This is a genomic window from Pseudomonas sp. GW822-FHT05A08, assembly GCF_058800485.1.
The window spans coordinates 354351-370430 of the sequence record NZ_CM179511.1; the positions used below are offsets into that span (position 1 = coordinate 354351).

Sequence of the window (16080 nt, forward strand, 5' to 3'; positions counted from 1 at the left end):
GGCTAGGGAATGGCGAACCGGATGGGGTCAGCGCAGAACGGGAAGCGCGGGACGGGCTGGAGGAAGCGGGACGAAAAGGCGGGTACGAACGGACATCAGAATCACCATTGTTGTTGTTAATTGGGCCTGGAGGCGCAAAAACGCCCATTGGCCAACCGGTCTGTTGCCGGCAGTGGAGGCGATCCTAATCGCGGAAGCTTTCAGCTACCTTTCGTTGTAGAAAGCAATGAGTGGATGCGTCGCGAGCCGACGTGCGGTCAAAAAACAACCAGATCGGCCCGTTGGCCGAGTTTTCCGGAACAGTCGCTGGGAGGTCTTTGTATGAGCCTGTTGCACACTGGCGGTTGCCACTGCGGCCAGCTGCGTTATCAGTTCAGCGGGCCATTGTGCGATATCGCCCATTGCCATTGTTCGATCTGCCGGCGGGTCAGCGGCGGCCTGGTGACTACCTGGATCACCCTGCCCCGCCAGGCTTTCCAGTGGCTGGCCGGGACGCCGGCCCGCTACGACTCTTCGCCCGGTTGTGCGCGGTATTTCTGCCCGAACTGCGGAGCGCATCTGGCGCTGGTCACCCAATTGAGCCCGGACAGCATCGATGTGACCATCGCCACCCTGGACCATCCGGAGCTGGCGCCGGCCGAGCGGCATATCTGGACCGACAGCCGTTTGCCCTGGCTGCACCTGGATGAGCAGTTGCCGGGAGAGGCCGAGGAGACGTTGTAAGGTTGTGGGATCGCTTCGCGGGCAAGCCTCGTTCCTGCGCATTCTCGTAGGAGCGAGGCTTGCCCGCGAAGCTTTTGACGTCAGGGCAGTTCCAGCCCGCCCGCGGCTTTGTGCAGGGCCCGCAGATGTTCGCCGACCTGTTTCAGGTTGGCCTCGTTGGCGGCGATTTCGGCAGCGCGGCTCGGCTCCAGCAACGCGCGCACTTCCTTGTCCAGATCGCCGGTCAGGGCTTGCAGCTGTTTCTGGCGCAGGCTGCTTTCCGCTTCCAGGCGTTGCCATTCGCTCGGCTGCGGCAAGCCATAACCGCTGCTACCGAGCAATTCGGCCGGGCGACTGAGGAAGCCACTGTTGGCGAGGATTTCCTGCAGAGTCTTGTTGGCCTTGTCCATGCCGCCGTTCTGCAGCTCGCGAGCCCCCAGATAACGCTGCTTGACCTCATCCTGGGCCAGCAGCAGCTGGCGCCGGAAGCTCGCCTGTTCGAGCAGCAGCAAGGCGGCGCTGGTGCGCAGGTCCGCCTGGTCGAACCACTGGCGCCGCTGCGCGGCACTCAGGGACAGCCAGTCTTCGACGCTGTTCTGTTTGATTGGCAGGTGCTTTTTCAACACCTCGAACATCGCCTGGTAGCGGTCGCGGAAGGAGTCGAAGCGATACCCCAGGCGCAAGGCTTCGCGAGGATCGTCCAATACGCTGGTGTCGGCCAGGCCGCGGCCCTTGAGCACTTCCAGCAGGCCGTTGGGCATGATGCTGTCGAGCCCGGTGAGCTGGGCATTGTTGCTGCCGCTGCGCAGCAGCTTCAGGCTTTCCACGGCGCAGTTGTTGGACAGGAAGTAATAGTTGCCGTCGTAGCTCCAGTGCATCTCGGCGGCACGCTCGACCACTTCTTCGATCTCGTTGCGCGACAGGTTCAGCGGCACCGAAGCCAGGCTGCGCAGCTCGGTCTTGGTGTATTCATCGATGACCTGGGCCAATGGCAGGATAAACAGGCGGGATGGGTATTTGCCGACCAGGCCGTCCCAGCTCGACAGCTGCACGTCACCGACAAAGGCGCGGTAGGACAGCACCAGGTGCTGCTCGAGATCCAGCCGGCAATCCGGCCCGCGCGGCCGGCCAGGCGCGCAGATCACCAGGCGCAACATACTGTGCCCCCAGCGGCTGACCCAGTTCTGGTTGGCCTCGGCCAGCAGGTAATCCACGGCATAGACCCGCTCCGGGTCGACCTTGCCCAGCGGCTGCTTGGCGAAGTCGTTACCGGCGTTGAGGAAGGCGAAGGACTGGGCGCAGGTGTCCTTGGCCTTCGGTGCCCAGCCGAAGTGTTCCTGGTAATAACGGTAGAGCGCCGGTCGGCGGCAGGCGTAGCTCGGGTCCAGGAGGAAGTACTCCATGTTCACCGCGACGAACTCTTTGGGGTTGGTCGTTTCGTAGATATCCGGGCTGCGGGCGACCTGGCGGTTGTACTGCTCGCGTTCGCCGCGGCGGCCAACGTATTGCGGCCAGCCGGCGAGGTCGAGCAGGCGCGGGTCGTCGCTGAGGGTGAAGCGGCGCGCGGTCTGGCCACGGCACTGGTCCGGCAGCCCGATCAGGCCCGAGGCACTGTTCTGGCGGCTGCAGCGCTGGATCAGCGTGCGTTCGGCACCCGACCACAGGCGCGAACGGTCATAAATATGGGTGAGTTCGTGCAGCACGGTGGCGAGCATTTCCCGGCGCACGGTGCCATGGGGGCGATGGGTTTTCTGGGTGGCCGCGCTGCCGTCGGTGAGGCTGGCCAGCAGTTTGCGATTCAGGTCGAGTTCGTCGACCAGCGATGCCTGGCCGTAGGCGTTGTGAGGCATGTCGTCGGTCCAGCCGACATCGATGCGACGGTCCAGTTGTTCGATGAAGCGCGGCGGCAGCGCTTGCATCGCTTCATCCAGCAGCGCCTGGCTGGCGTGCTGCTGCTCCGGGCTCAAGCCTTCGGTCTTGAGCCGCAGTTGCAGGCCGGCCTGAGCGCTGTTGCCCAGGAGTAACAGCGCTGCGCCCAGCAGCCAGGCGGCGAGCGGCCTCACAGTGCGAGGATGGCTTCGGCGAGCACCTGATCACTGGCGCCGCGGGCTTGCGGCACACGGTTACGCAAGGTATCGAAGGCGGCTTCCAGTTGGGCGCCACGAATATCGCCGTCGCTGGCGACGAAGCTGGCGGCGTCGTCATGGGCGGCACGTACGATTTTCGAGTCGCGGATGGAGGTGGTGGTGTCCGAGGTGAAGTCGATGGTACGACCAAAGGCTCGAACGATGATGTTACTGGTGGCTACCAGGGTTTGTGCCTGGGCCACATCAGCCAACAGCAACAGGCCAAGGGTGGCAGCAATCAGCGGGCTACGCATGGAACGACTCCGGGATGACAGGGATAGTTATTGGACGAGAATTGCCTGCGCCAGTTCAAGGTCGCCGACATGAAGTTGTGGCTGGGTTTTACGCAGGTATTTCAGGGCTGATTCCAGCCGGGCTCCGCGCAGGTGGCCGTCAGTGGCAATGAACGCCGCGGCATCATCCTGGGCCGCCAGTACGCGTTTGTTGTCGAAAGGCGCGGAGGTCACTTTGCTAGTGGCGTAGCCAGTGATGACCAGGCCTTGCGTGCTCAGGTCAAAAGCAGCGGCTGAGCCAGTCCAACACAGGACAATCAACGAAGGGACGGTAAGCAAGGTGGAAAAACGCATGAGTCTCGACAGCTGAAAAACCAGCGGCAAGGCTAGCGCAATGCCCGGGCGAGAGCCAGCGCCCAGGGTTTCGGGTGCGTTGGCGCACCCGTCACCGGACCGGGGGTCAGATCGTCAGGATGGCCTGAGCGAGTTGGGCGTCAGTAGCGCTCAGTTGTGGCAACTGCTGGCGGATGTGGTCAAACGCGCTTTCCAGCTTCACACCGCGAATGGCGCCTTCGGTAGCGACAAAACTGGCGGCGTCGTCACGAGCGGCGCGCACGATTTTGTTGTCACGGAACGAGGATGTGACGTCGGAAGTCGCATCGGAAGTGGCCTTGAGTGCGCCGACTACCGCATCGGTGGTAACGATAAAGCTGGAGGCGTGGGCGTTGGAGGCCAAGGCCAGCAAGGCAGCAGCGCTGAGCAGGCGAAGACGGGACATAGGTAAAACTCCTTGATAACAGATAGGGTGGTGCTGAGTGGGCACCAGGTAGTCACTGTGGGGCAGATGAATCAGACGCCCCTTCAGGAAAATCGCTACACGCTACCGGATATTAGGCCCACCCCATCTGTTCGAATAGCCCTCTTCTGCTGTCCTGGTGCGAACTAGCGCCAGAAGGGCTTATCCAGTTCGGCCATGCGATCGCTGTGGCTGATACCTACATCGGATAATTGCTGATCGTTGAGCCCTGCCAGCACACGACGTGTTCGGGCGTTCTGCTGCATCTGGCACAAGGCGCGGTACAAGCGTTTCCACACGCTTATCTGAGGATGGGAAAAGCTGAGAGGTGCGATACGTCCTGGTATGTGGTTCATGGTGCGGTCCTTTCGGCAGGCCGAAGTCAGGGACTTGGGGCACCATATTGCTATTCACGCAGGCATGCATACAGATACAACGGTATAAAATTGTACTGGTTCAGTTCTATTTATATTTAAACTGTATCTGTCGAGCCATACCCTTTCTGTACCGGCGGCTTCCGGCATTGCCAGGCCTTAAACGACAAAACCCGTCGCGGTTGCCCGCGACGGGTTTCGTTTTTTCAATTCGGGGTGCTGGCGGTGGACCCGGTGGGTCAGAGCCAGCGACGCTAACTTAGCGCCAGAACGGCTTGCTCAGCTCTTCGTAGCGTTGAGCTTCGCTGATACCTGCGTCAGCCAGCAGACGCGAATCCAGGCGAGCCAGTTGGTGGCGGCTGGAGATGCGGCGCTGCCACAGCATCAGGTTGGCGAGAACGCGCAGAGGCAGGGAAGCCTGGGTTTTTGCAGCTTTGTCTTCGAAGAACAGTTCGGAACTGAGTGTACGTTCCATGGTGTGCATCCTTCCGCTTGTGGCGGGATTAGGTAGTGGTTTAACTGGTGCCCATGATCCTCCTCTCGCGCCAGTCTCTCTAGATACAGTTCATCTGTATTGTGAGGGACCAGTTAACTGTTTATAGGTGCTGTACTGTTCGGAAATGATGCAACTGTACCTGTCGGCACCATTTAGGTGCGCTTCCGGATGTTTTCTTGAAAAAGGTAGGGTTTTGAGGGGGTAAAAGACCGGTACAGCAGTACAGTTTTTGACAGATGTTTAAGGGTTGTCGATGAGCTGACGCAACTGTGCTTGCGTCAGCCATCGACTGTACCCATCACAAAGCGAGCATGCGCCCGGTTTCTTCCAGGTTCATGTGCCAGCGCAGGGCATCGCGCAGGACGTGTGGCGTGTGACCGCCCAGGGCGCAGGCGGCGGTGAAGTAGTCATTCAGCGCCTGGCGATAGTCCGGATGTACACAGTTGTCGATGATTACCCGTGCCCGCTCCCGTGGCGCCAGACCACGCAGGTCGGCCAGGCCGATCTCGGTCACCAGGATGTCGACGTCGTGCTCGGTGTGGTCGACGTGACTGACCATCGGCACCACGCTGGAAATCGCCCCGCCTTTGGCAATGGACTTGGTGACGAAGATCGCCAGGTGCGCGTTGCGCGCGAAGTCACCCGAACCACCGATGCCGTTCATCATCCGCGTGCCGCAGACGTGGGTGGAGTTGACGTTGCCGTAGATGTCGAACTCCAGGGCGGTGTTGATGCCGATGATGCCCAGGCGACGCACCACTTCCGGGTGGTTGGAGATCTCCTGCGGGCGCAGTACCAGCTTGTCCTTGTAACGCTCCAGGTTGCCGAACACATCGGCGTTGCGGCGGCTCGACAGGGTGATCGAGCTGCCTGAGGCGAAGCTCAGCTTGCCGGCGTCGATCAGGTCGAAAGTCGAGTCCTGCAGCACTTCGGAGTACATGGTCAGGTCTTCGAACGGCGACTCGATCAGGCCGCACATCACCGCGTTGGCGATATTGCCGATGCCTGCCTGCAGCGGGCCGAGCTTGTTGCTCATGCGGCCAGCGTCCACTTCCTGCTTGAAGAAGTTGATCAGATGATTGGCGATACCCTGGGTTTCGCTGTCAGGGGGCGAAACGGTGGATGGCGAGTCCGCCTGGTTGGTGATGACGATCGCGACGATCTTCTCCGCCGGGATCGGGATGGCGGTGCTGCCGATACGGTCGTCGACCTTCACCAGCGGGATGGGCGTGCGGGTCGGCCGGTAGGTCGGGATATAGATGTCGTGCAGACCTTCCAGGTTCGGGTTGTGCGCCAGGTTGATCTCGACGATCACGTGCTTGGCGAAGATTGCGAAACTGGCGGAGTTGCCCACCGAGGTGGTCGGCACGATATGGCCCTGCTCGGTGATCGCCACGGCTTCGATGACGGCTATGTCCGGCAGCTTGAGCTGCTGGTTGCGCAACTGTTCCACGGTTTCCGACAGGTGCTGGTCGATGAACATCACCTCGCCGGCATTGATCGCCTTGCGCAGGGTGCTGTCGACCTGGAACGGCATGCGTCGAGCCAGGACACCGGCCTCGGTGAGTTGCTTGTCGAGGTCATTGCCCAGGCTGGCGCCGGTCATCAGGCTGATTTTCAGTGGGGTTACCTTGGCGCGCTCGGCCAACGCATGGGGCACGGCCTTGGCTTCGCCGGCGCGGGTGAAACCGCTCATGCCGACGGTCATGCCGTCCTGAATCAGAGCGGCAGCGTCGGCGGCGCTCATCACCTTATCCAACAACGAAGGCAAGCGGATACGATCACGGTACATGGATTGTTATCTCGGGCAGCGGAAGCAAGATGCGCAGTCTAGTGATTTCAAAAAAATTCGTCCCGCTACCAAGGTCGAATGAAAGGCCGCGATTTAGAGCCTTTTGTCGGGTTTGTGCGGGAAATAAAAAACCCCAGCCTACTAAAGGCTGAGGTCTTGGGTGTTGCGCTGGAGCAGGTTTACTCGACGGCTTTGACCATGTCTTCGATGACTTTCTTGGCGTCGCCGAACACCATCATGGTCTTGTCCAGGTAGAACAGTTCGTTGTCCAGGCCGGCATAGCCGCTGGCCATCGAACGCTTGTTGACGATGATGGTCTTGGCCTTGAACGCCTCGAGAATCGGCATGCCGGCGATCGGCGATTTCGGATCGTTCTTCGCCGCCGGGTTGACCACGTCGTTGGCGCCGAGCACCAGCACCACGTCGGCCTGGCCGAACTCGGAGTTGATGTCTTCCATCTCGAACACCTGGTCGTACGGTACTTCGGCCTCGGCCAGCAGCACGTTCATGTGGCCGGGCATGCGACCTGCTACCGGGTGGATCGCGTACTTCACGGTCACGCCACGGTGTACCAGTTTCTCGGTCAGCTCCTTCAGTGCGTGCTGTGCCCGCGCGACTGCCAGGCCGTAACCCGGAACGATGATCACGGTGTCGGCGTTGGTCAGCAGGAAGGTCGCGTCGTCGGCCGAGCCGGACTTCACCGGGCGGGCTTCTTGCGCGCCCGCCGGGCCGCCAGCGTCTGCAGTGTTGCCGAAGCCGCCAAGCAGTACGTTGAAGAACGAACGGTTCATCGCCTTGCACATGATGTACGACAGGATCGCACCGGACGAACCCACCAGGGAGCCGGCGATGATCAGCATCGAGTTGTTCAGCGAGAAGCCGATCCCCGCCGCCGCCCAGCCCGAGTAGCTGTTGAGCATCGACACCACCACCGGCATGTCGGCACCGCCGATCGGGATGATGATCAGCACGCCCAGCACGAAGGCCAGGACCAGCATCAGGGCGAAGGCGCCGAGGTTGCCGGTGAGCATGAAGGTCACGCCCAGGCCCAGGGTTGCCAGGCCGAGAATCAGGTTCAGCTTGTGTTGGCCGCCGAACTGTACCGGTGCGCCCTGGAACAGGCGGAACTTGTACTTGCCCGACAGCTTGCCGAAGGCGATCACCGAACCGGAGAAGGTGATGGCACCGATGGCCGCACCGAGGAACAGCTCCAGGCGGTTACCGGCCGGAATCGCATCACCCAGCTGCTTGACGATGCCTAGGGACTGCGGCTCCACCACGGCGGCAATGGCAATGAACACCGCTGCCAGACCGATCATGCTGTGCATGAAGGCCACCAGCTCCGGCATCTTGGTCATTTCCACGCGCTTGGCCATGATCGAACCGGCGGTGCCACCGATCAGCAGGCCGACAATCACGTAGCCGATGCCAACGGTCGCCAGCTCCGCGCCGAGCTTGAACACCAGGCCGACGGTCGTGACGATCGCCAGGGCCATGCCGAGCATGCCGAACAGGTTGCCGCGGCGCGAGGAGGTCGGGTGCGACAGGCCTTTGAGAGCCTGGATAAAGCAGATCGACGCGATCAGGTAGAGCGTCGTTACCAGATTCATGCTCATTACTTGGGCGCCTCTTCTTTTACGGCTTTCGGGGCTTTTTTCTTGAACATCTCAAGCATGCGGCGGGTTACCAGGAAGCCGCCGAACACGTTGACCGCGGCCAGGGCCACGGCCAGCGTGCCCATGGTCTTGCCCAGCGGCGTCACGGTCAGGGCGGCGGCCAGCATGGCGCCGACGATCACGATCGCCGAAATGGCGTTGGTCACCGCCATCAGCGGCGTGTGCAGTGCGGGTGTAACGTTCCAGACCACGTGATAACCGACATAAATCGCCAGCACGAAGATGATCAGGTTGTAGATACCGGGGGAGATAAGCTCTTCCATCGTCTGAATCCCTGCTTAGGCGTTTTTACGGATGACTTGGCCGTCGCGGCACATCAGGCACGCGGCGACGATGTCGTCTTCTAGGTTGACCTCGAACTGACCTTCTTTGGTGAAGACGAGCTTCAGGAAGTCCAGCAGGTTGCGGGCGTACAGCGCCGAGGCGTCGGCAGCGACAGCGCCGGCCAGGTTGGTCGGACCGACGATGGTCACGCCATTCTCGACCACCACCTGATCCGCCACGGTCAGCGGGCAGTTGCCGCCCTGGGCCGCGGCGAGGTCGACGACCACCGATCCCGGCTTCATCTGGGCCACGGTTTCGGCGCTCAGCAGTACTGGCGCCTTGCGGCCTGGAATCAGGGCGGTGGTGATCACGATATCGGCCTGCTTGGCGCGTTCGTGCACGGCCTGGGCCTGGCGCTGCATCCAGCTGGCAGGCATCGGGCGTGCGTAGCCACCGACACCGACGGCGCATTCACGCTCCTCATCGGTCTCGTAAGGCACGTCGACGAACTTGGCCCCCAGGGATTCGATCTGTTCCTTGACCGCCGGACGCACGTCCGAGGCCTCGATCACGGCGCCCAGGCGCTTGGCGGTGGCGATGGCCTGCAGGCCGGCAACACCGGCACCGAGAATCAGCACGCGAGCGGCTTTCACGGTGCCCGCGGCGGTCATCAGCATCGGCATGAAGCGCGGGTAATAGTGGGCAGCCAGCAGCACCGCCTTGTAACCGGCGATGTTGGCTTGCGAGGACAGCACATCCAGGCTCTGAGCCCGCGAGGTACGCGGCGCTGCTTCCAGAGCGAAGGCGGTGATGCCGCGCTCGGCCATCTTGGCAATGGTTTCATTGCTGAACGGATTGAGCATGCCCACCAGGACGGTGCCGCTCTTGATCAGGGCCAGTTCGCTGTCGCTGGGAGCCACGACCTTGAGAATCAGCTCCGCGCCGAATGCATCGTTGGCGCTGCCAATGGTTGCACCTGCCGCTTCATAGGCACTGTCGACAACACTGGCGTTGATACCGGCGCCGCTCTGCACAGTGACTTTATGACCCTGGCCGATCAGTTTCTTGATGGTTTCCGGGGTTGCAGCAACCCGTGTTTCACCCGTTTGGGTCTCGAGAGGAACACCAATGTGCACGTCAAATCTCCTGCGTGATCTTATTGCTTTCGATCTTTTTTAGAAGGCCAGCGCACTACGGATGGTGCAGCTGGGGCGGCCGATCAGCACGATCCCGCCAGAATCAAGGCGGGGCGCGGCATTTTGCAGGCGAACATTACGCCCTTCAAGGGATTATGAGGGGTGACGGAAAATTAACTACAAGTCACCCCGTGACCGAATGTCGCAAGGATAGGGCTCAATCCCGTGTAAGCCGTGCCTTGTAAGGATCTCGACGGAAAATAAAACATTTTTCACATTGCTCATGTGAATGGGCGTTCATGGCCCTAAAAAAGCCCTACAAGCCGCGTGGTTAGGCACTTATAGGACGGTTGTTCCGCTTATCGATACAGTCTGTCTAAATGCGACATTTAGTTATATCTGTAGTGTTTTGTTTTTTCTGACTACGAAGTCAGCTTGTCGCCCTGCCCTGCTATTTCTCAAGGCTGTAGCCTTGTGCCTGTTCCACCAGCCAATCACGAAAAGCCCGTAAGGACGCTGATTCCACCTTGCGCTCGGGAATCATCAGGTAATACGCCTTGATGCTCGCCAGTGCTTCGGGGTTGGCGATCACCAGGCGCTTTTCCCTCAACTCCCGTTGAATAAGGAATGGCGGGATCAGGGCGATACCCATGTCGTGCATGGCGGCTTGCGCCAGCATGGAGAATAGTTCGTAACGCGGGCCTGTCATGTCTCGCGGGATATTCAGGTGCTGTGAGTTGAACCATTGCCGCCAGGCATAGGGGCGCGTGGTCTGCTGCAGCAGCGGCAACTCGGCGATTTCTTCGGCGCTTAGCCGGGTGCGGTTGCCCAGGGTTTCGGGGCTGCATACCGGCATCGGGTTTTCTCCCATCAGGCGATGGGATTGGGTACCCGACCAGTCGGCATCGCCAAAGTAAATCGCGGCGTCGAAGTCGGTATCGGCGAACAGGAAAGGCCGGGTGCGGTTGGTCAGGTTGACCGTGACTTCCGGGTGTCGCTGCTGAAAATCCTTGAGTCGGGGCAACAGCCATTGGGTGCCAAAGGTCGGGACCACTGCCAGCTCGATGACATTGGCGCCCTGCTGGCCCATGACGGACAGCGTGTCGCGTTCCACTGCGTCCAGTTGAGTTGCCACGCGGCGGCTGTAGGAGAGCCCCGCCTCGGTCAGCTTGACACCGCGTCGGGACCGGCGGAACAGTTCGACCCCGAGAAACTCTTCCAGGCTGGCGATCTGTCGGCAAATTGCACCTTGGGTCAGCGAAAGCTCCTGCGCCGCCTTGGTAAAGCTCTCGTGACGGGCGGCGGCTTCGAAGCTGATGAGGGCGGTAGTGCTGGGGATCTTTCTGCGCATGTACGGCAATCTCACTAATGGAATCGCTAAAAGCCGCTTTCGGCTGTTAAGGAGTGAGAAATTAGCACAACAGTATGCGAAATCCTCGTTTGCCGCGCCCGCAAAGCCGGCCTAGGATCAGTCCACGAACGTTGACCTACTTCACGAGGACTCACTCATGGGCGGTAAAGCAAGCTTCAACTGGATCGATCCCCTTCTGCTGGATCAACAGCTCTCTGAAGAGGAGCGCATGGTGCGTGACAGTGCCGAGCAATTCGCTCAAGGCAAGCTGGCGCCGCGTGTGCTCGAAGCTTTCCGTCATGAAAAGACCGACCCGGCGATCTTCCGCGAAATGGGCGAAGTCGGCCTGCTGGGTGCCACCATTCCCGAACAGTACGGCGGCAGCGGTCTGAACTATGTCTGCTACGGCCTGATTGCCCGCGAAGTGGAGCGTGTTGACTCCGGCTACCGCTCGATGATGAGCGTGCAGTCCTCCCTGGTGATGGTGCCGATCAATGAATTTGGTACCGAAGCCCAGAAGCAGAAGTATTTGCCGAAGCTGGCCTCTGGCGAGTGGATCGGCTGCTTTGGTCTGACCGAGCCTAACCATGGCTCCGACCCGGGCGCGATGATTTCCCGTGCCCGTAAGGTCGATGGCGGTTACAGCCTGACTGGTAGCAAGATGTGGATCACCAACAGCCCGATTGCTGACGTGTTCGTGGTCTGGGCCAAGGACGATGCTGGGGATATCCGCGGCTTCGTACTGGAGAAAGGTTGGAAAGGTCTGAGTGCTCCGGCGATTCACGGTAAGGTCGGCCTGCGCGCTTCCATCACCGGCGAAATCGTCATGGACAACGTCTTTGTGCCGGAAGAGAACATCTTCCCGGATGTACGGGGTCTGAAAGGTCCGTTCACCTGCCTGAACTCTGCCCGCTACGGTATTTCCTGGGGTGCCCTGGGTGCGGCCGAGTTCTGCTGGCACACCGCTCGCCAATATACGTTGGACCGTCAGCAATTCGGCCGCCCGCTGGCGGCTACCCAACTGATCCAGAAAAAACTGGCGGACATGCAGACCGAGATCACCCTCGCCCTTCAAGGCTGCCTGCGTTTGGGCCGGATGAAGGATGAAGGTACGGCTGCGGTGGAAATCACCTCGATCATGAAGCGCAACTCTTGCGGCAAGTCGCTGGACATCGCTCGCATGGCCCGCGACATGCTGGGCGGTAACGGCATCTCCGACGAGTTCGGCATCGCCCGTCACCTGGTCAACCTGGAGGTGGTGAACACCTACGAAGGGACCCATGACGTCCATGCGCTGATCCTGGGGCGCGCGCAGACCGGCATCCAGGCGTTCTACTGATAGGAGAACGACCATGGGCGCGTTATCTCATTTGCGGGTGCTGGACTTGTCGCGAGTGCTGGCCGGGCCTTGGGCCGGTCAGATCCTGGCGGACCTGGGGGCCGAGGTGATCAAGGTCGAGCGTCCGGGTAATGGTGACGATACGCGCGCCTGGGGGCCGCCTTTCCTCAAGGACGCTTATGGCGAGAATACTACGGAGGCTGCCTATTACCTGTCGGCCAACCGAAACAAGCAATCGGTGACTATCGACTTCACTCGGCCGGAAGGTCAGCGCCTGGTGCGCGAGTTGGCGGCCAAGTCCGACATTCTGATCGAGAATTTCAAGGTTGGCGGTCTGGCGGCCTATGGGTTGGACTATCAGTCGCTGAAGGCGCTCAACCCTAACCTGATCTATTGCTCCATTACCGGCTTTGGCCAGACGGGGCCTTATGCCAAGCGTGCCGGCTACGACTTCATGATCCAGGGGCTGGGCGGGCTGATGAGCCTGACCGGGCGTCCCGAGGGGGATGAGGGCGCCGGGCCGGTGAAGGTCGGCGTGGCATTGACGGATATCCTGACGGGGTTGTACTCGACTGTGGCGATTCTTGCCGCATTGGCGCACCGGCAGCATGACGGCGGTGGGCAGCACATTGATATGGCGTTGCTGGATGTACAGGTTGCGTGTCTGGCCAACCAGGCGATGAACTACCTGACCACCGGAGTCGCTCCCAAGCGCCTGGGTAATGCTCACCCGAATATCGTGCCTTATCAGGACTTTCCCACGGCGGATGGCGATTTCATCCTTACCGTGGGAAATGACGGGCAGTTCCGCAAGTTTGCCGAGGTGGCGGGCCAACCGCAGTGGGCGGACGATCCGCGCTTTGCGACTAATAAGCTGCGGGTTGCCAATCGGGCGGTGCTGATTCCATTGATCCGTCAGGCCACGGTGTTCAAGACCACCGCTGAGTGGGTCGCCCAGTTGGAGCAGGCGGGGGTGCCTTGCGGCCCTATCAACGACCTGGCGCAGATGTTCGAGGACCCGCAGGTCAAAGCGCGCGGGTTGGCGATCGAGCTGCCTCATGCGTTGGCGGGGTTGGTGCCTCAGGTAGCGAGTCCGATCCGTCTCTCCGAGACGCCGGTCGAGTACCGTTATGCGCCTCCTCTATTAGGAGAGCATACCGCCCAGGTTCTGCAGCGAGTGCTGGGGCTTGAGCTTGAGTCCGTGGATGCCTTGCGAGCCTCGGGCGTGGTGTGAATGCGCTCTTCTATATAGAGAACATCTGATCCCTTCTATATAAGAGGCCTGAAAACACCCCTTTTGGGGTGTTTTCAGGTTTATTCATAGTAAAAGCAAATTAGGGGTTGACGGCAAATTCTGGAAGTCTATAATTCGCCCCACTTCCGGCGCAGTCGAAACGGAAAACTCCTTGAGATTCAACGAGTTACGCGGTTTTCGGCAGTGGTTACGCTTCAGTTCATCGAAGCCCGAAGGAGTTGATTCGGCAGTAAGTTTTCGCCGAGTTAACGATTCGATCTTCTCGGTCGAAAGCGGAGAAAAAGAGGTGTTGACAGCAGCGTGTAACGCTGTAGAATTCGCCTCCCGCTGACGAGAGATCGAAAGCGCAAGTGGTTGAAGTTGCAAAGGAAACTTTGAAAACTTCTTAAAATAACCGCTTGACAGATGCAGAGGCTGCTGTAGAATGCGCGCCTCGGTTGAGACGAAAGACTTAACCAACCGCTCTTTAACAACTGAATCAAGCAATTCGTGTGGGTGCTTGTGGAGTCAGACTGATAGTCAGAAAGATTATCAGCATCACAAGTTACTCCGCGAGAAATCAAAGATGTAACCAACGATTGCTGAGCCAAGTTTAGGGTTTTCTCAAAACCCAAAGATGTTTGAACTGAAGAGTTTGATCATGGCTCAGATTGAACGCTGGCGGCAGGCCTAACACATGCAAGTCGAGCGGTAGAGAGGTGCTTGCACCTCTTGAGAGCGGCGGACGGGTGAGTAATGCCTAGGAATCTGCCTGGTAGTGGGGGATAACGTTCGGAAACGGACGCTAATACCGCATACGTCCTACGGGAGAAAGCAGGGGACCTTCGGGCCTTGCGCTATCAGATGAGCCTAGGTCGGATTAGCTAGTTGGTGAGGTAATGGCTCACCAAGGCGACGATCCGTAACTGGTCTGAGAGGATGATCAGTCACACTGGAACTGAGACACGGTCCAGACTCCTACGGGAGGCAGCAGTGGGGAATATTGGACAATGGGCGAAAGCCTGATCCAGCCATGCCGCGTGTGTGAAGAAGGTCTTCGGATTGTAAAGCACTTTAAGTTGGGAGGAAGGGTACTTACCTAATACGTGAGTATTTTGACGTTACCGACAGAATAAGCACCGGCTAACTCTGTGCCAGCAGCCGCGGTAATACAGAGGGTGCAAGCGTTAATCGGAATTACTGGGCGTAAAGCGCGCGTAGGTGGTTCGTTAAGTTGGATGTGAAATCCCCGGGCTCAACCTGGGAACTGCATCCAAAACTGGCGAGCTAGAGTATGGTAGAGGGTGGTGGAATTTCCTGTGTAGCGGTGAAATGCGTAGATATAGGAAGGAACACCAGTGGCGAAGGCGACCACCTGGACTGATACTGACACTGAGGTGCGAAAGCGTGGGGAGCAAACAGGATTAGATACCCTGGTAGTCCACGCCGTAAACGATGTCAACTAGCCGTTGGGAGCCTTGAGCTCTTAGTGGCGCAGCTAACGCATTAAGTTGACCGCCTGGGGAGTACGGCCGCAAGGTTAAAACTCAAATGAATTGACGGGGGCCCGCACAAGCGGTGGAGCATGTGGTTTAATTCGAAGCAACGCGAAGAACCTTACCAGGCCTTGACATCCAATGAACTTTCCAGAGATGGATTGGTGCCTTCGGGAACATTGAGACAGGTGCTGCATGGCTGTCGTCAGCTCGTGTCGTGAGATGTTGGGTTAAGTCCCGTAACGAGCGCAACCCTTGTCCTTAGTTACCAGCACGTTATGGTGGGCACTCTAAGGAGACTGCCGGTGACAAACCGGAGGAAGGTGGGGATGACGTCAAGTCATCATGGCCCTTACGGCCTGGGCTACACACGTGCTACAATGGTCGGTACAGAGGGTTGCCAAGCCGCGAGGTGGAGCTAATCCCACAAAACCGATCGTAGTCCGGATCGCAGTCTGCAACTCGACTGCGTGAAGTCGGAATCGCTAGTAATCGCGAATCAGAATGTCGCGGTGAATACGTTCCCGGGCCTTGTACACACCGCCCGTCACACCATGGGAGTGGGTTGCACCAGAAGTAGCTAGTCTAACCTTCGGGAGGACGGTTACCACGGTGTGATTCATGACTGGGGTGAAGTCGTAACAAGGTAGCCGTAGGGGAACCTGCGGCTGGATCACCTCCTTAATCGACGACATCAGCTGCTTCATAAGCTCCCACACGAATTGCTTGATTCATTGAAGAAGACGATTGGGTCTGTAGCTCAGTTGGTTAGAGCGCACCCCTGATAAGGGTGAGGTCGGCAGTTCGAATCTGCCCAGACCCACCAATTACTGGTGCACCCTGTAGCGATACGGGGCCATAGCTCAGCTGGGAGAGCGCCTGCCTTGCACGCAGGAGGTCAGCGGTTCGATCCCGCTTGGCTCCACCATTACAGATTGGTGTCCATCGTTTAAAGCTTAGAAATGAGCATTCCATCAAGTTGATGGTGAATGTTGATTTCTGATCTTTATCAGAATCGTTCTTTAAAAATTTGGGTATGTGATAGAAAGATAGACTGGATAGCAC

14 protein-coding genes, 2 tRNA genes and 1 rRNA gene are annotated in these 16080 nt (G+C 59.3%); 6 read left to right on the plus strand and 11 right to left on the minus strand.

From position 1 onward, the window contains the following. Nucleotides 1–321: 321 nt before the first annotated feature. The gene (locus AC3RCP_RS01695; protein ID WP_053263266.1) at nt 322–723 is read left to right on the plus strand and encodes a GFA family protein; all 402 of its coding nucleotides are present in this window, start codon (nt 322–324) and stop codon (nt 721–723) included. Nucleotides 724–803: 80 nt separating this feature from the next. Here AC3RCP_RS01695 and AC3RCP_RS01700 read toward each other — a convergent pair whose 3' ends face one another. From AC3RCP_RS01700 to AC3RCP_RS01750, 11 genes are all read right to left on the minus strand, one after another. Beyond that, nucleotides 804–2765: a DUF7844 domain-containing protein gene (locus AC3RCP_RS01700; protein WP_101336404.1), complete on the minus strand. Its 1962-nt coding sequence runs from the start codon at nt 2763–2765 to the stop codon at nt 804–806. Continuing rightward, entirely contained in the window at nt 2762–3082 is a 321-nt protein-coding gene (locus AC3RCP_RS01705) for a DUF2388 domain-containing protein (RefSeq protein ID WP_007924254.1), read from the minus strand. The genes AC3RCP_RS01700 and AC3RCP_RS01705 overlap by 4 nt, the downstream gene beginning before the upstream one ends. Nucleotides 3083–3109: 27 nt before the next feature. Beyond that, the gene (locus tag AC3RCP_RS01710; protein ID WP_007924252.1) at nt 3110–3415 is read right to left on the minus strand and encodes a DUF2388 domain-containing protein; all 306 of its coding nucleotides are present in this window, start codon (nt 3413–3415) and stop codon (nt 3110–3112) included. Between the two features lie 106 nt (nt 3416–3521). Continuing rightward, complete coding sequence (locus AC3RCP_RS01715; protein WP_007924251.1) at nt 3522–3839, minus strand: DUF2388 domain-containing protein; 318 nt, start codon at nt 3837–3839, stop codon at nt 3522–3524. Between the two features lie 164 nt (nt 3840–4003). Further along, a complete protein-coding gene (locus AC3RCP_RS01720) occupies nt 4004–4213 on the minus strand; it encodes a DUF1127 domain-containing protein (RefSeq protein WP_007924249.1) in 210 nt (69 codons plus the stop codon). A gap of 277 nt (nt 4214–4490) precedes the next feature. Further along, a complete protein-coding gene (locus tag AC3RCP_RS01725; RefSeq protein ID WP_007924247.1) occupies nt 4491–4706 on the minus strand; it encodes a DUF1127 domain-containing protein in 216 nt (71 codons plus the stop codon). Between the two features lie 319 nt (nt 4707–5025). Continuing rightward, nucleotides 5026–6519, minus strand: coding sequence for a succinyl-CoA:acetate CoA-transferase ScpC (scpC, locus tag AC3RCP_RS01730; RefSeq protein WP_492570484.1), 1494 nt, complete (start codon nt 6517–6519; stop codon nt 5026–5028). Between the two features lie 179 nt (nt 6520–6698). Continuing rightward, nucleotides 6699–8135 (minus strand): NAD(P)(+) transhydrogenase (Re/Si-specific) subunit beta, encoded by a 1437-nt coding sequence (locus AC3RCP_RS01735; RefSeq protein ID WP_492570483.1) that lies wholly within the window; start codon nt 8133–8135, stop codon nt 6699–6701. Next, on the minus strand, nt 8135–8458 hold the full coding sequence (locus AC3RCP_RS01740; RefSeq protein ID WP_003187010.1) for an NAD(P) transhydrogenase subunit alpha part 2: 324 nt from the start codon (nt 8456–8458) through the stop codon (nt 8135–8137). Before AC3RCP_RS01740 ends, AC3RCP_RS01735 begins: the two co-directional genes overlap by 1 nt. Before the next feature lie 15 nt (nt 8459–8473). Beyond that, nucleotides 8474–9595 carry a Re/Si-specific NAD(P)(+) transhydrogenase subunit alpha gene (locus AC3RCP_RS01745; protein WP_007924238.1) on the minus strand — a complete coding sequence of 374 codons (1122 nt, stop codon included), beginning with the start codon at nt 9593–9595 and terminating at the stop codon, nt 8474–8476. A 451-nt stretch (nt 9596–10046) separates the two neighbouring features. Beyond that, on the minus strand, nt 10047–10946 hold the full coding sequence (locus AC3RCP_RS01750) for a LysR family transcriptional regulator (protein ID WP_101336407.1): 900 nt from the start codon (nt 10944–10946) through the stop codon (nt 10047–10049). 157 nt (nt 10947–11103) lie between these two features. Here AC3RCP_RS01750 and AC3RCP_RS01755 point away from each other — a divergent pair, with 157 nt between their 5' ends. The 5 genes from AC3RCP_RS01755 (at nt 11104) to AC3RCP_RS01775 (ending at nt 15943) form a co-directional block, all read left to right on the plus strand. Next, entirely contained in the window at nt 11104–12285 is a 1182-nt protein-coding gene (locus AC3RCP_RS01755; protein ID WP_101336408.1) for an acyl-CoA dehydrogenase, read from the plus strand. Between the two features lie 13 nt (nt 12286–12298). Then, the gene (locus AC3RCP_RS01760) at nt 12299–13519 is read left to right on the plus strand and encodes a CaiB/BaiF CoA transferase family protein (RefSeq protein ID WP_007924229.1); all 1221 of its coding nucleotides are present in this window, start codon (nt 12299–12301) and stop codon (nt 13517–13519) included. Between the two features lie 643 nt (nt 13520–14162). Continuing rightward, a 16S ribosomal RNA gene (locus AC3RCP_RS01765) occupies nt 14163–15699 on the plus strand. A 65-nt stretch (nt 15700–15764) separates the two neighbouring features. Continuing rightward, nucleotides 15765–15841: transfer RNA gene (locus AC3RCP_RS01770), tRNA-Ile, on the plus strand. Nucleotides 15842–15867: 26 nt separating this feature from the next. Then, nucleotides 15868–15943, plus strand: a tRNA-Ala gene (locus tag AC3RCP_RS01775). Nucleotides 15944–16080: the final 137 nt, after the last annotated feature.

What these genes read in the sequence shown, in the direction of transcription:
- AC3RCP_RS01695 (WP_053263266.1), top strand. Translation starts at nt 322, where the DNA reads ATGAGCCTGTTGCACACTGGCGGTTGCCACTGCGGCCAGCTGCGTTAT.
- AC3RCP_RS01705 (WP_007924254.1), bottom strand. Translation starts at nt 3,082, where the DNA reads ATGCGTAGCCCGCTGATTGCTGCCACCCTTGGCCTGTTGCTGTTGGCT.
- AC3RCP_RS01710 (WP_007924252.1), bottom strand. Translation starts at nt 3,415, where the DNA reads ATGCGTTTTTCCACCTTGCTTACCGTCCCTTCGTTGATTGTCCTGTGT.
- AC3RCP_RS01715 (WP_007924251.1), bottom strand. Translation starts at nt 3,839, where the DNA reads ATGTCCCGTCTTCGCCTGCTCAGCGCTGCTGCCTTGCTGGCCTTGGCC.
- AC3RCP_RS01720 (WP_007924249.1), bottom strand. Translation starts at nt 4,213, where the DNA reads ATGAACCACATACCAGGACGTATCGCACCTCTCAGCTTTTCCCATCCT.
- AC3RCP_RS01725 (WP_007924247.1), bottom strand. Translation starts at nt 4,706, where the DNA reads ATGGAACGTACACTCAGTTCCGAACTGTTCTTCGAAGACAAAGCTGCA.
- scpC (WP_492570484.1), bottom strand. Translation starts at nt 6,519, where the DNA reads ATGTACCGTGATCGTATCCGCTTGCCTTCGTTGTTGGATAAGGTGATG.
- AC3RCP_RS01735 (WP_492570483.1), bottom strand. Translation starts at nt 8,135, where the DNA reads ATGAGCATGAATCTGGTAACGACGCTCTACCTGATCGCGTCGATCTGC.
- AC3RCP_RS01740 (WP_003187010.1), bottom strand. Translation starts at nt 8,458, where the DNA reads ATGGAAGAGCTTATCTCCCCCGGTATCTACAACCTGATCATCTTCGTG.
- AC3RCP_RS01750 (WP_101336407.1), bottom strand. Translation starts at nt 10,946, where the DNA reads ATGCGCAGAAAGATCCCCAGCACTACCGCCCTCATCAGCTTCGAAGCC.
- AC3RCP_RS01755 (WP_101336408.1), top strand. Translation starts at nt 11,104, where the DNA reads ATGGGCGGTAAAGCAAGCTTCAACTGGATCGATCCCCTTCTGCTGGAT.
- AC3RCP_RS01760 (WP_007924229.1), top strand. Translation starts at nt 12,299, where the DNA reads ATGGGCGCGTTATCTCATTTGCGGGTGCTGGACTTGTCGCGAGTGCTG.